15 protein-coding genes are annotated in these 14,832 nt (G+C 37.9%); 3 read left to right on the top strand and 12 right to left on the bottom strand.

Annotated elements, in window-relative coordinates; translation table 11 throughout:
- Positions 1–310 precede the first annotated feature (310 nt).
- The 4 genes from L866_RS0104000 to L866_RS0103985 are packed head-to-tail and all read right to left on the bottom strand — an operon-like array spanning position 311 to position 3,146.
- Positions 311–1,090, bottom strand: coding sequence for a hypothetical protein (locus L866_RS0104000; protein WP_025729387.1), 780 nt, complete (start codon positions 1,088–1,090; stop codon positions 311–313).
- A 13-nt stretch (positions 1,091–1,103) separates the two neighbouring features.
- A complete protein-coding gene (locus L866_RS0103995; protein ID WP_025729385.1) occupies positions 1,104–1,562 on the bottom strand; it encodes a flavodoxin in 459 nt (152 codons plus the stop codon).
- A gap of 4 nt (positions 1,563–1,566) precedes the next feature.
- Positions 1,567–1,890: an MATE family efflux transporter gene (locus tag L866_RS0103990; protein ID WP_025729384.1), complete on the bottom strand. Its 324-nt coding sequence runs from the start codon at positions 1,888–1,890 to the stop codon at positions 1,567–1,569.
- Between the two features lie 20 nt (positions 1,891–1,910).
- A complete protein-coding gene (locus tag L866_RS0103985) occupies positions 1,911–3,146 on the bottom strand; it encodes an aminopeptidase (protein ID WP_025729382.1) in 1,236 nt (411 codons plus the stop codon).
- Positions 3,147–3,367: 221 nt separating this feature from the next.
- On the opposite strand from L866_RS0103985, the gene L866_RS0103980 reads away from it, so the two are divergent.
- Positions 3,368–4,192 (top strand): bifunctional hydroxymethylpyrimidine kinase/phosphomethylpyrimidine kinase, encoded by an 825-nt coding sequence (locus L866_RS0103980; protein ID WP_025729380.1) that lies wholly within the window; start codon positions 3,368–3,370, stop codon positions 4,190–4,192.
- Between the two features lie 15 nt (positions 4,193–4,207).
- Positions 4,208–4,747, top strand: coding sequence for an ECF transporter S component (locus L866_RS0103975; protein WP_025729378.1), 540 nt, complete (start codon positions 4,208–4,210; stop codon positions 4,745–4,747).
- A 46-nt stretch (positions 4,748–4,793) separates the two neighbouring features.
- On the opposite strand, the gene L866_RS0103970 is transcribed toward L866_RS0103975, so the two are convergent.
- From L866_RS0103970 to L866_RS0103935, 8 genes are all read right to left on the bottom strand, one after another.
- On the bottom strand, positions 4,794–5,492 hold the full coding sequence (locus tag L866_RS0103970; protein WP_025729376.1) for a DUF1361 domain-containing protein: 699 nt from the start codon (positions 5,490–5,492) through the stop codon (positions 4,794–4,796).
- A gap of 145 nt (positions 5,493–5,637) precedes the next feature.
- Positions 5,638–7,488 carry an ABC transporter ATP-binding protein gene (locus L866_RS0103965; RefSeq protein ID WP_025729374.1) on the bottom strand — a complete coding sequence of 617 codons (1,851 nt, stop codon included), beginning with the start codon at positions 7,486–7,488 and terminating at the stop codon, positions 5,638–5,640.
- Positions 7,478–9,631: an ABC transporter ATP-binding protein gene (locus tag L866_RS0103960; protein ID WP_025729372.1), complete on the bottom strand. Its 2,154-nt coding sequence runs from the start codon at positions 9,629–9,631 to the stop codon at positions 7,478–7,480. Before L866_RS0103960 ends, L866_RS0103965 begins: the two co-directional genes overlap by 11 nt.
- Positions 9,632–9,738: 107 nt before the next feature.
- Complete coding sequence (locus tag L866_RS0103955) at positions 9,739–10,065, bottom strand: HesB/YadR/YfhF family protein (protein WP_025729370.1); 327 nt, start codon at positions 10,063–10,065, stop codon at positions 9,739–9,741.
- A 21-nt stretch (positions 10,066–10,086) separates the two neighbouring features.
- Positions 10,087–10,749 carry an ABC transporter permease gene (locus L866_RS0103950; protein ID WP_025729368.1) on the bottom strand — a complete coding sequence of 221 codons (663 nt, stop codon included), beginning with the start codon at positions 10,747–10,749 and terminating at the stop codon, positions 10,087–10,089.
- Entirely contained in the window at positions 10,742–11,647 is a 906-nt protein-coding gene (locus L866_RS0103945) for an osmoprotectant ABC transporter substrate-binding protein (protein ID WP_051452859.1), read from the bottom strand. The genes L866_RS0103950 and L866_RS0103945 overlap by 8 nt, the downstream gene beginning before the upstream one ends.
- Before the next feature lie 36 nt (positions 11,648–11,683).
- A complete protein-coding gene (locus L866_RS0103940) occupies positions 11,684–12,310 on the bottom strand; it encodes an ABC transporter permease (protein ID WP_025729364.1) in 627 nt (208 codons plus the stop codon).
- A complete protein-coding gene (locus L866_RS0103935) occupies positions 12,310–13,503 on the bottom strand; it encodes a betaine/proline/choline family ABC transporter ATP-binding protein (protein WP_025729362.1) in 1,194 nt (397 codons plus the stop codon). The genes L866_RS0103940 and L866_RS0103935 overlap by 1 nt, the downstream gene beginning before the upstream one ends.
- 234 nt (positions 13,504–13,737) lie before the next feature.
- Between L866_RS0103935 and L866_RS0103930 the strand changes: the two genes are divergently transcribed.
- Positions 13,738–14,778, top strand: a complete 1,041-nt coding sequence (locus tag L866_RS0103930; protein ID WP_025729360.1) for a threonine aldolase family protein — start codon at positions 13,738–13,740, stop codon at positions 14,776–14,778.
- Positions 14,779–14,832: the final 54 nt, after the last annotated feature.

Genomic DNA, 14,832 nt, shown 5'->3' with positions numbered 1-14,832 from the left:
CATATAAAGTCCTCCTGGGTAGGTTTTCTGGTAAAAACATTGTACCGTAAAAGGAGCTTTATATGGCCTTTTATCTTTTACACAATTATATGGACTTTATCCGTTCATTCATTTAGTAAGTCAATTCAATCATTAAATAATATTAAGCATTTCCATTTACTTTTAATATATATCCAATTTTTTTGACTTGTTCACCTTTTTTAAAGTTATTTTTATCTCATGAAAAATTGATATATTTTCCGGTTTAACCAAAAAAGCATCACTAGTTTTCACCAGTGATGCGTTAACGGAAGGATTGATTCCTTCCTAATTATTTAATCAAATCTAATTCGAGTCGATTTTTTTGAGTTTCTAAATCTAATAAAATTAAATGAATAACATGACGTAAGCGTCGCACAATCGGTTCGATTATTAGGTGAGACACTTGTTCATTGACTTGTTCTTTAATTTCATTGATTAACGGCCAGAAGTTCTCACTCGTTTTGTAATCTGTCACCAAGTGAGCTTGCAGATCAATTAAATCTTCGATTTCTGAATCGAAACTAATTAAAGCTTGTGTCAACTCAAATAAACTTAACTCTATTTGATCAAAAAAATGAACGATTTGTTCTTCGCCTTTCAACGCTTTTTTACCGAGACGATGAATAATTTTGAGTAGCTGTTCTACTTCATCTTCAGCAGTAGCTCCCACACGAATCGCTTCATAGTAATTACGTAAGATGACGATATCCCGACTCATTTGTTCGAATCCTTCATCTCCTACTTGCGCGTCATTTTCAATTAATTGCTCACGAATTCGATTTTGTCGATTTTGTAATTGATCATAACGATTGAGCAATTGACGATAATTAGTGGATAAATGATCAATTCCTCGACGCATTTCAATTAAGTGTTGAGACATTTCAACCGGCTCATTCGCTCGTTTGCTGCGCTTGCCCGCTTTTTGTGCAGCGATACGTCGCTCTCTTAAACGTTTTAAGCGATATACTTCAATTTGTCGTTCAATTTTCGTCCGAACAGATTGAATGGTTTGATTTAAGGTTTGTAAGTCAAAGACATTTTTTTCGTATTCTTCTTTTAAATGCTTCATTCGTTGTCCTAGTTTAGTTGCCAGAAGCTTCCACTGCAGCTTTCAATTGGTCTGCTAAACGTTCGATTTCGATAATGTCTTCTTCTTCTGGGTTCAAGTTAACCATAACCATGTCCCCACCTTTTGTTGCACCTGTTTTGGCCAATTGTTCGTCGAAATCAATAACCGATTGACAGAATTTTTCGTAAAATGTATCGCCTGACCCAACCGCTGCATATAACTTACCTGTTAAATCGATTTCTGCTAAATCTTCATATAAATCAACGATTTCGTCTGGTAAATCTCCATCTGTTCCATACGTATATGTTCCTACGATACAGATATCATAATCTAAGAAGTCGTCTCCCATTGCTTGCGATGAGTTATCCATATCGACTTCAATGCCGCGTTCTTCTAATGCATCAGCTAAAATATCACAAATTTCTTCTGTATTTCCTGTTAAACTTGCATAAATAATCAATGCTTTTGCCATGTGATCACTCCTCATTAACTTGTTTTTTAATGGTTTGTATATCTTGTAGTAATTGATCGATTTGTTTTTGTTGTTCGTTGACTTGTTGTTTCAGTTGCTTCACTTCTTGCTGGTGAATGGTTTCCATTCGTCGATTGGGACGTGCAGTTTCATCATTAAACAAACTCACGACATAAATCAACGTGAAAAAGAAGAAAATCATTACGCCTAACATCACCCAGCTATTATACTTTAACTTTTTTTCAACGGTTTGCTGAAGAGCGGCTAATTCTTCTGGTTTAATGGGTTTCAATCCATCCAATAAATGTGATCGCTTCTTAGGCTCCATGTCACGCTCCTTGTCTAAGCTTATGCCCAGTCTCCGTTACGTAAAATTTGTACTTCTTCTCCGTTTGCGCGAATACCGTAAACATTCATTTCAGCAGATCCAATCATAAAGTCGACGTGTGTGTCAGAACGGTTTAAACCAGCTGCCTCAAGTTCTTCTTGAGTCATATCCACGCCGCCCTCAACACTTGATGCATAGGCTGATCCAAGTGCTAAATGGTTTGATGCATTTTCATCGAATAATGTATTGAAGAAAATAATACCACTTTGTGAAATTGGTGATGGATCTGGAACTAAGGCTACTTCACCTAAGCATTCCGCGCCTTTATTTTCTTCTACTAAACGTTTAATCGTTTCTTCGCCTTTTTTAGCCGTTACATTTACCACTTTTCCATCTTTAAATTCAAAGACCATGTCTTCAATGACATTGCCCGCGTAACTTAATGGTTTAGTGCTAGCAACATATCCTTCTGCCCGACGGAAATCAGGCGCAGTAAAGACTTCTTCGGTTGGCATATTCGCGATAAAACGTGTGCCTTGACGACTTGTTGAGCCCGCTGCTTCCCACACATGATTTTGTGGTAAACCGACAATAAAGTCTGTTCCTGGCGCTTCATAACGTAAAGCATCAAATTGTTCATCGTTTAACCAAGTTGCTTTTGCTACTAATTGTGCTTCATGCAAGTTCCATGCTTCAATTGGGTCTGGCGTATCAATTCGAACCGTTTTGAAAATTTGTTCCCATAATTTTTCAACGCCGGCTTGTTCGTCTAAATCTGGAAATACTTTTGCTGCCCATTCAGGAGTTGCTGCTGCAGCTACTGTCCAAGCTACTTCGTTAGCTTGTGTTGCCATACGCATTGGCTTCATCGCAATTCCATTGGCTTTCATTGCACGACTTAAGCGATCATGGTCCACACCATTCAATGCATCTGGGTCGCCACCGACAATGCTTAAACGACTTGCTTTCTTCTCTAATAAGTATTCCATTTTTTTGATTGCATGTTCAGGTACATTGACAATCCGTTCCTCCTTTGCGTGTAAGAAGTTTTCGCGTTGACGATGTGAATCGGAGTAATCTACAATTACTTCAGCTGCGCCACGCTCATAGCTGAATCGCGTAATTAGACGTGCTAATTCATAATTGAATACGGGAATGTTCACTGCTACTGTTTCACCTGGTTGAACGTTTAATCCTTTTTCGACTAATACACGTGCATATTTTTCTAATTTATCTTGGAATGTTTCTACCATCATCATTCTCCTATCTTTTCTTTCCGTTATTTCATGTCATTCATTTTACATTTTACCATAATCTGCGTTATTCCAACAGTTATTGTTTTCCGATTGATTGAATCCTTCGTAATCAAGCAAAAACATTTATTTATCGCTTTCATAGAATCACGTGATATAATGATATCGTCTTACTGATCATCAGTTGAGATGTTTCACTTATTCTATCAGAAAGGAGATACGTGATGCATTTATTGGTTGTTAATGATTTACCCGTTTTTGGTCGAGTGGCTGGTTCTGTTAGTTATCCGCTATTCTCTCATATGGGCATTCAGACGTCCTTACTACCTACTTGTTTATTAGAAAGTCATTTAGGCTATACTACGACGCAAGTTTATCCGGTGAACGATTTATTCGAGCACACACTGACGCATGCTAAACAGTTAGAAGTGCCTCCAAATGTTGTTATGACTGGATTATTTCATGATAAGGAACAAATCGATTGTTTAGTACAGTATATTGATGATCAACACCTTCCTTTGTATGTTGATCCAATTATGGGAGATAATGGTCGCTATTATCGTTTTTTTAAAGAACCTTTTGTTTCGCATTTATTACCATTAATTCAACGTGCTCAGCTACTTACACCTAATCTAACGGAAGCCTGTTTTATTGCAGACATCCCATATGATTCAGAACCTGGACATAAATTTTTGAACAAGTTATTCCAGCGTTTATTAGCGATTAATTCAACCGCTACGTGGGTGATTACTGGCGTTCCTTACGCTGAACAATTAATTACATGGGTCATTCGACTTCACCCTGAAACACAAGCGAATGATTTCCAAGCTTATCCTGTGAAGCGATTAGATCGACAAGCAACAGGCATGGGCGATGTTTATGGGCAATTAATTGTCGGTTTAACATTGAATAAACGACCAATTAGCGAGAGCATTCCCTTCGCACAACAATTTATTTCCAAGTCATTGGAACAAACCAATGTACCGTTTGAAGGGTTAGTTTATGAACCCTATTTAACAGATATTCAGACATTCTTATCGACCGATTAGGAGGAACTTGATCAAATGAATAATAAAACTCGTGATTTAACTATTACAGCGGCTTACGCTACTTTAATTTTCTTAGGTATTCAATTTTTCCGTATTCCTATGCCCGCTTTTACTGGAGCACCTTTTGTTCATATCGGTAATGCATTAGTTTTAGCAGGTGCTCTCGTTTTAGGCATGCGTCGTGGAACTGCCGCAGCTGTTATTGGCTTAATTATATTTGATTTATTAAATGGTTATGTTACATCCATTCCACAAGTTGTAATCGAAACATTGGTTGTTATGGCAGTGACTTATTTAGTTTATTATCGTTTACTTCGTGGAGTGCCAACAACTACTAATATTGTGATTACAGGAATTATGGCTGGGTTAGTTAAAATCGTTATTAATTTTGGTGTATATATGTTCAAACAAATGTTCCTTTTAAATGCTCTATTCCAAACCGCTTTAGTTGCATCAATTGGTAGCATGGGTGGCACATTCTTTTCAGCAATTTTCACTGTTGTTTTAACACCTATATTAGTCCCTATTTTCACACGAATTCTTAAACGCATCTAAACATGCATAATAAAAAGCCTAGAGTTCTATCTCTAAGGCTTTTTTTTTATAAAAAACGTTGATGAGCTAACGAGTTCGTATCTCGCTCTCGAATAATATACATAAAGAAAATTAACATGAAATGACTAATTGTAAATAATAAAATTAGTTTAATGTAATTAGGGTCAATTAAAAGAGCTAATTTTTCTAAAATGATATGTGGTCTCGCGAAAATATCCCACGTATTCAAACGGAAAAATCGACCTAACACAATTCCAACACCTGTTAATAAACTCACCATGCTTGAAAAGAACAAGGCCGTTTTAATGGAATAATTATGTCGGAAAGTTTTCCAATATACCATATATAGCGCATGATAACTTAAGTTGGTACTAATTAATACGGCAAATAACAGTGTCAAAAAACGTCCCCATATAAATGAACTGGTCACGTATGTTACACGTTCATTTGCTTGAAAATAGTAATACACATCGTTTTGAAGATGAATCAAATCTGTAATGACATAAAAAGCATTCGGATAGAAAATCAGCCAGACGAAAAAAGTCAAACGACTCTTCCATCCTTTCCAGTTTTCTCGCACAATTAATTGAGCGAGTCCATATGGAATATAGGCTAAAAATATATTCCAAATTAAATAATATTGGGCAATGCCTGTTGATAATCCCACCAGTAAGATCATGATGGTCAACATCCCCATACAAGCAAGAATTAAACGGTTTTGTAACGTACGATTTTGATGACGCATGATGGACCCTTCCTTTGGTTTTCTATAACAATTATTGGGCAATAACTTCTACATTCTACCCGAATGGTGCTACACTTTCAAACAAAACGATAAGCGCTCGTATACCAAAAAAGAGAGGTTTCTTTCCCCCTCTTTTCTTTGCACTTTAATCGGCTTCTTCTATCGTTTCAAACTGGCTGTTATACAAGTCATAGTAGAAACCACCTTGCTCAATTAATTCTTCATGTGTACCTTGTTCGATAATATTCCCCTGATCCATTACTAAAATACGGTCGGCATTTTTAATAGTGGAGAGACGATGGGCAATGACGAAACTCGTGCGATTTCCCATTAGTTGGTCCATCGCTTCTTGAATCAATAGTTCTGTTCGCGTATCAACGCTCGAAGTAGCTTCATCTAAAATTAATATCGGCATATCTGCTAAAATCGCTCGTGCGATCGTCAATAATTGCTTTTGACCTTGACTAATGTTATCACTATTTTCATTCATGACTGTTTGATAACCCTCTGGCAAAGTCCGAATAAAGTGATCCACTCGCGCAGATTTAGCCGCCTGAATCACTTGCTCGTCGGTTGCATTTAAATTACCATAGCGCAAGTTTTCCATAATGGTACCATTGAACAACCACGTATCTTGCATCACCATTCCAAAATATTGGCGAAGCTCGGTTCGTTGAAATGAGCGACTATCCACTCCATCAATTAAAATCCGTCCCTCATCGACATCATAAAATCGAAGTAACAATTTAACAATCGTTGTTTTCCCCGCTCCAGTTGGTCCGACAATCGCAATTTTTTGTCCGGGTTCTACTTGGACATTAAACGACTTAATAATCGGTTCATTCGGTTGATAGCCAAATGATACTTGATCAAATGTCACGGCTCCTTTGGCTTGAGTTGGATCAAATTGACGCGTCCCCTCATCAGCTTCATTAGGTTCTTCTAAAAATTCAAATACTCGTTCTGCTCCTGCCGCCATACTTTGTAGCATGTTACTAATTTGAGCTAACTGTCTAATCGGTTGCGTGAAGTTTCGCATGTACTGAATAAATGCTTGAATCGAACCGACTGTAATCGATCCATTCATCGCTAATACACTTCCTAAAATCACAACAGCCACATATCCCAAGTTAGCAATAAAACTCATTAACGGCATCATCAATCCCGAGAAAAATTGACTCTTCCAAGCCGCATGATACAACTGGTCATTAGCCGATTGGAAAATAACTTCCTGATTGGCTTCTTGATTAAAAGCCTTCACAATTTGTTGACCTGCATATACTTCTTCTACTTGGCCATTAATTTGTCCTAGCCCTTTTTGTTGCGCTTTAAAGTGTTTCTGACTAAACTTCATAATCGTTCCTAAGATTACGACAGATAAAGGTAAAATAATTAACGTAATACCTGTCATTAACGGACTAATTGTTAACATCATAATAACAATTCCGACAATTTGAACCACACTCGATACCGCTTGAGCGACCGAGTTATTCAAAGCTTGAGTAAATGTGTCCATGTCATTTGTAATGCGCGATAAAACTTCGCCAAACGGTTGTTCTTCAAAGTAACTCATCGCCATTCGATTAATTTTTTGACTCATTTCTTTTCGTAAATTATAAACGACCTTTTGAGTAACTTGAGTCATGACTAAGCCTTGCACTAACATCGCGGCACTCGATAAAATATACAGCCCTAACATGATGAGTAGCCAATAACCAATTTGATTAAAATCAATGGCGCCATCATTTCGAACTTTCGCCATTAAACCATTTAACAGCACATCAATGGCGCGACTCAAGATGCGAGGTCCAATAACGAGAAAGACTGTACTTAAAATCGCACTAATCATCACAACAGATAACGCCATTTTATGTGGCCATAAGTACTTTGCTATTTTGATCATCGTTTGTTTAAAATGTTTCGGTTTAGCAGCGACCATTCCGCGAGGTCCTGGACCGTGCATTGGACGAGTCGTTTGTTTTGGATTAGTTGCCATATGTGTCACCGCCTTCCCCTAATTCTTCTTGCGAAAGCTGACTTTCAGCAATTTCACGATAGGTCGTTGATCGAGCGAGTAACTCCTCATGTGTTCCTATCCCGACAATTTCACCTTCATCTAACACGATAATTTTATCTGCCTTCAAAATGGTCGAAATACGCTGTGCGACAATAATAATTGTTCGGTCGCGATAATGTGTTAATAATTCTTGACGCAAACGGCGATCCGTTTGATTATCTAAAGCAGAGAAACTATCATCAAATAATAAAATTTGAGCCTCTTTTGCTAACGCTCGTGCAATCGCAAGACGTTGTTTTTGCCCACCTGAAACATTCGACCCACCTTGCGAAATAGGTGCTTGATAGCCTTCTGGTTTTTCATCAATAAACTCCGTCGCTTGAGCAATCGCTGCTACACGCTCCATCGTCTCATCGCTAATGGTTTCTGGCGCACTAAATTTAATATTCTTTGCAATATCCCCACTAAAGAGAACACCCTTTTGAGGAACGTATCCAATATGAGCGCGTAAATCATGAACATTCATGTCACGAATATCAATTCCATCGATTGTAATTGATCCGTTCGTCACATCATAAAAGCGAACAAGTAAATTTAACAGCGTAGATTTTCCACTACCTGTACTACCAATAATCGCTGTCGTTTCACCTGGTTTTGCTACAAAGTCGATATGAGACAACGCATCCGTTGAAGCCCCTTTGAAACGGAAATCAACGCCATGGAAAGCCATTTCGCCTCGTGGTAAAGCGGGTGTCGCTGTTTTGTCGTTATTAGTAATCGACAATGGTGTTTCTAAGACATCTTCAATTCGTTCCGCAGATACATTCGCTCGTGGAATCATAATGGTTAACATCGTTAAAAACATAAAACTTTGAACCATAATCATTGTATAAGTAATAAACGCCATCATTTGACCCAGCTGCATTTGACCGACGTCAATTTGACCGGCTGCAACCCATACAATTAATGCAATGATCCCATTTGTTACTAAAATCATAAATGGTCCCATCGTTTGCATAAAACGTGTCACAAAAAGTTGGGTTTGCATCAGTTCTTTTGACACCTCATCAAACCGTTCTTCTTCATGTGCTTCACGACTAAAAACACGTATTTCTTCCTGTCCGGTTAAAAATTCCCGACTGACCAAGTTTAATCGATCGATAATTTTTTGCATCTTTCTAAATTTGGGCATTACTAAACCAAATACAACTCCTACAAAAGCGCCGACGATTAATACAGCTACTGCCATCACCCACGTCATCCCCGTATCCGCTCGAAAGGCGTTGACGACACTCCCAATCCCCATAATGGGCGAGAAAAACGCTAACGTCAAAAACATCGTAATCGATACTTGAATTTGTTGAATATCATTCGTTGACCGTGTAATTAAAGAAGCTGTCGAAAATTGATCGAGCTCTGCATTAGAAAAACGTAACACTTTTTGAAATAATTGTTGCCGTTTGTTTCGACCGATTTTGGCACCGACTTGAGCGGCAAAAAAGCCTGCGACAACCGTTGCCAATCCTGCAAGCAAAGTGAACCCCATCATTTTAACCCCAGTTTGAATGAGATAGTTCATTTGCTGTTGGTTCAAATCAACTCCACGATAAACAGCGTCTGCTTTTAACACTTCAATGGCTTGTTGATCGAGCAGTCCTTCTGAAACACCGTCTGTTAAAGCTTGTGCCTCTTTTAATAACGGCGCCAATTGTTCCGGCGAAAAGGTCGATTGATTCGTTCGCTCTAACATGGCTTCAAATGACACGTCTTGTTGCTTCATCATTCCCCCTAAAACGACTAACGGGAGACGAATCGCGTCTTCTAATACGTCCTGTGACTCTTCTGCACTCGTTTTCAATACATACATCGAGTCTTTTACTGAATAAGCTTGAGTCAAACGTTCACGATTCGCATCATCTGAGACGTCTTGAATAAACGTATAAAGTTCACGACTCATTTCACGTGGTACTATCGACTCAATTCCTTGTTGTTGAATGCCTACATCGACCAAGCGACTCGTATAATCCGGTAACGATAATTCACTGAACGCGCGAATGCTTAAACATGCAAAAATTAATAACGCATATTTCCAATACGTGCGAATATATCGAATTAATGTCATTGACGTTCCTCCTCTTTCACTTGAGCTAGTCTGTGCTCTTTATTTTCTACTTACCATGCCTTAGCGAAGGCATGCAAAAAGAGACCTCCGATGAGATCTCTCGTTGATTATTTTTTATGAACGGGCTTAAATTGTTCAACGCCGTCTTTCATAAAATGATATACCGGTTCTTTTAATTCATCATCAAACTCTACAAATAAATCAAATGATTCAAAAAACCATTCGTCGGTTTCTTCGATAAAGTACGGGATATCATTATACCGAACTAAGACGAGTGGGTTGGTTGGTTCAGCTGCTTCAATGGCAATTGAAAACCCTTCATGAATAGCGCTTTCGCCATACACTTTTCCTAAAATACGTACCCCACGTTTTTCATTGATACCCATTTCATCTTCATAAAATTTTTGTGCTGCTGGTACAATTTCTAATTTCATCTCTTCACCTAATTTCTTTGCTTAATTTTTAACGATTTGACGCGGTTTTAATTTGCGTTCAATTTGACCTAATACCCAGTCACTAATAACTGCCATTAAAGCAGTTGGTAAAGCACCTGCCAAAATAATGGCTCCCCCATTTGTCGCGTTAGTGCCTCGCGTAATAATATCTCCTAGTCCACCCGCGCCAACGAATGAACCAATTGCTGTAATCCCGATAGCGACCACTAGCGCATTACGAATTCCGGCCATAATAACTGACAGTGCTAAAGGTAGTTCCACTAAGTAAAGACGTTCCCATGAGGTCATACCTAATCCCTTGCCGACATCTAAAATACCAGGTTCTAAACTGACCATACCTGTATAAGTATTTTTCATAATTGGTAAAAGAGAATATAAGAACACCGTCACCACTACTGTTTTGACACCCAGTCCTAGTCCTAACATAATAATCGACAACATCGCTAATGAAGGAATAGTTTGAATCACATTAGCCATACCAATGACAGTGCTACTCATTTTACGATGACGCGCAATGAATATCCCTAATGGAATACCGACAATTGCAGCAAATAGTACGCCATAAATTGAAATTAAAAAGTGGCGAACAAATTGATCAAATACGTAAGACCCATTTAATTGGAAGTAATGAAGTAACTGACTTCCTGTTGATAAATCACTCATTCACTTGACCTCCTTTAAAATAGTCGTGCACTTCAAGAAATTCTTTGGCCACAACTGCTGGCTCTTTTAAACGATCGTCCACTTCAAAGTTCAATTTTTGCATATCTTCTGTTGAAATTTTTCCGACTAATCGCTCTAACAATTCATCTAATTCTGGATATTTCTTCAATGTTTCTTCTGTAATTAATGGACTTGCATCATACGGCGGGAAGAAATGTAAGTCGTCTTCTAATACGACTAAATCATAACTTTGAATTCGTCCGTCCGTTGAATAACCTAAAACAATATCCATTTGTCCAGCGGCTAATGCGTTGTATACTAGTCCAATTTGCATCGGGTACACTTTGTTAAAATCAAAGCCATACTCTTTAACAAAATCATCATAGCCATCGCCATCACGGCTCATCCATGAACTGTCAACACCTGCTGTTAAATCACCTGCGATGTCTTTTAAGTCACTAATTGTTTTCAAGCCATATTTATCGGCTGTTTCTTTTGTGACCATAAAAGAGTAACTATTCGCAAAGCCAAATGAATCATAATATTTCATGTTATAACGTTCTTTAAACTCTTTTTGAACTAACTCTAATGCTTTTTGTGGATCTTTTTCTGCAGGTAATCCTAATATCCCAGATACATCTGTTCCAGTATAACGTGTTCCAGCGATATCTGCGTCACCACGTTTAATTGCTTCGTGTGTCACGGTTGATGTTCCTAGGTTATTAATAATATCCACTTTGTAGTCTGTTTCATGTTCGATTAATTCTTTAATGATGCCGGCTGTTGTTTGTCCTTCACTCGTGCTTAATGCCGTCACTTTAATTGTATCGGTATTCCCACTAGATAACCCTGGTAACCCACAGCCCACTAGGAATAATGCGATGAAGGATGTCAACATCCATTTACTATATTGTTTCACTCATTTTCCTCCTCTTTATGACTGTGTGATTTGTGGGCTTAAACGATTTTCTAAACGACCTAATAAATAATCTGCTACTAAAGCAAGAATAATAACTGGAATCGTTCCCCCGATAATTAAATCGGTTTTATATAAGTTTAATCCATTAAAAATAAAATCACCTAGTCCACCAGCTCCAATATAAGAAGCAAGTGCTGCCCATGCAATGACGTAAACGGCTGAAAGACGCACGCCTGACATAATGACTGGCAATGCCATTGGTAGTTCCACTTTGAATAGTGATTGTTTGACGGACAATCCCATTCCTTTCGCTGCATCTTTTAATGCACTGGACACATTTTCCATTCCTAAATATGTATTTCTCAAAATTGGTAATAATGAGTAAATGAATAATGCGAGAATAGCAGGTAATTTACCCACTCCAAATAGTGGAATCATTAGCGCTAATAGGGCTAACGATGGTACCGTTTGTAAAATACTTGCGATACCAATCATCCATTTCGCTAATTTAGGCATTCGACTCAATAAAATACCTAAAGGAATTGCCACAATAACTCCTAAACCGAGCGAGATGGCTGAAATGTAAAGATGCTCCCACGTTTTGAATAATAGTTCCATTCCATACTCTTGTAAAAAGCTCATTACTCATTCACCTGCTCTTTTTCGTCTGTTTTTAAAGCTTCAATCGCTTCAGACGGTGCTTCTGTTGTTTCTTCTTCATCTCCCCATATTGAATCGTAAATAACATCCACTAAGGCAGAGCGTGTAATAATTCCTACTAATTTGCGTTCATTGGATACAACTGGTATTAACTTGTAACCTAATTTCAAGATACGGTCCATAACATCACGTAAATATTTATTTTCATTCACAGCGAAAATGTTCGTTGTCATGACATCACTTACTAATGTTTTTTTACGGTATTGTGTATTAATATCATCAATATCTAAGAACCCTGTTAATACACCGTCTGCGTTAGTAATCATTAAACTATCGACACGTTTCTCACGCATTAAACGCAAAGCAGCTTGTAAAGTCGATGTTTCATCAATACTAATTACACTTTCTTTCATCACTTCTTTAACGGTAATCGTTTGACGTTGTGATTCAAGTAATCGTTCTTTTCCGATAAAATCTTCTACGAATTCATTCGCTGGGTTCGTCAAAATTTCTTCTGGCGTACCAACTTGCACAATTTTACCTTCAGACATAATAACAATTCGTGTCGCCAATTTTAACGCTTCATCCATATCATGTGTAACGAAGACGAATGTTTTACCTAGTTCTTCTTGTAATGTTTTTACTAATTGTTGGAGTGCTTCTCTTGTGATAGGATCTAGAGCACCAAATGGCTCATCCATTAAAATGATGTCTTGATCGGCTGCTAAGGCACGCACGACACCAATCCGTTGTTGTTGTCCACCTGATAATTCTGCTGGATAACGATCTAAATAGTCTTCTGGTAATTCAGCTAATCGGATCATTTTCTTCGCAATTTCATCACAGCGTTCTTCATCCCACTTTAATAGTTTAGGCACTAATACAATATTTTCTTTAATAGTCATATGAGGCATTAACCCAATACTTTGAATGACATAACCGATGCTCCGACGTAATTTCACCGGGTCTTGCTTCATAATGTTTTTGCCATCAATTGTAATTTCACCACTTGTAATATCGACCATTCGGTTAATCATCCGCATTGTGGTTGTTTTACCTGATCCACTCGTTCCGATAAAACAGACAAACTCCCCTTTTTCTATTGTTAAATTGAATTTGTCGACAGCTGTAACCCCGCCACGAAACTGTTTCGTTACATCTTTGAATTCTATCATTCTGACACTCCTCATTTAGTCAATCGTTATAATAACGAGATCTTTAGTTGTTTGTTAGTAAAATTTAATGGTTTGTATAAAAAAAACAGTAAATTTAGCCTATTTCTTTTTAAGTTTACCAAAATTACTGTTTTAATTCAATTTTTAACACTTCAGGACTTGCTAGGTATTTGGTTTCACACTATGATAATGGTATCCTAAATAATATCAATGCGTTTAGAAAGAAGGTTTAATATGATCAATTTTCGTTCCGATTACTTAGTGGGCGCTCACCCCAAAATTTTAGAACAATTACTTAGACATAACGATTCGTTGGAATCTGGTTATGGTGATGATCAATATACGCACGCTGCACGTCGTAAAATTAAAGAAGCCGCTAACGCACCAGCTAGTCAAGTATACTTCGTTTCTGGTGGAACGCAAGCTAACTTAGCCACAGTTGATGCATTGACACGTTCGCATGAAGCAGTTATTAGCGCAGATATCGGCCACATTAACACTTTAGAAAGTGGTGCTGTTGAGCGTACAGGACATAAAATTTTAACGGTACCTTCTACTGAAGCGAAAATTACTGCTGAACAAATTGAACATGTTATTCAATCGTATAAACAATCTGCAGGGTTCATGCACCACGCAAAACCTGGTTTAGTTTATTTGACTCATCCGACTGAACTTGGAACATTATACACACGGGATGAACTCCAAGCGATTTCAGCCGTTTGTCAAGCCCATCACTTACCGTTGTTTATTGACGGCGCTCGTTTAGGCTATGCTTTAAATCACTTGTCAGATATTACACTCGCCGATTTAGCTCAATATGCGGATGCTTTTTATATCGGAGGGACCAAATGTGGCGCATTATTTGGTGAAGCCATTGTCTTAAAAAATAAGCAGACCGCACCTGACTTCATTCACTATTTAAAGCAGCATGGTGCCTTATTAGCGAAAAGTCGTGCGCTAGGCGTTCAATTTGATTGGTTATTTACTGACAATCATTACGCTACTATTTGTATGCCAGCTGTTGACCAAGCTCAACGTATTCAACGCGCCTTTCAGTCGGTTGGTATTCCGCTATATATTGACTCACCGACTAATCAACAATTTGTTTGTTTAACTGCAGAACAAAAAGCTTATTTTGATCAGGTATTTATTAGTGAATATATTGGCGAAGGACCAAACGATACGATTATTACTCGTTTTTGTACCAGTTGGTCGACTCGAGAAGAAGATGTGTTAGCTTTAATTGATTATATTCATCAATGGCCGACCACATAACTTATAATGAGCATAAAAAAAGCCGATATCGCTTGATTCAGCGTATCGGCTTTT

The sequence above is a fragment of the Atopobacter phocae ATCC BAA-285 genome, assembly GCF_000526675.1.
In the GTDB taxonomy this organism is placed as follows: domain Bacteria; phylum Bacillota; class Bacilli; order Lactobacillales; family Aerococcaceae; genus Atopobacter; species Atopobacter phocae.
The sequence above is the reverse complement of the archived record's forward strand: the minus strand, read 5'-3'. Positions and strand labels throughout refer to the sequence as shown.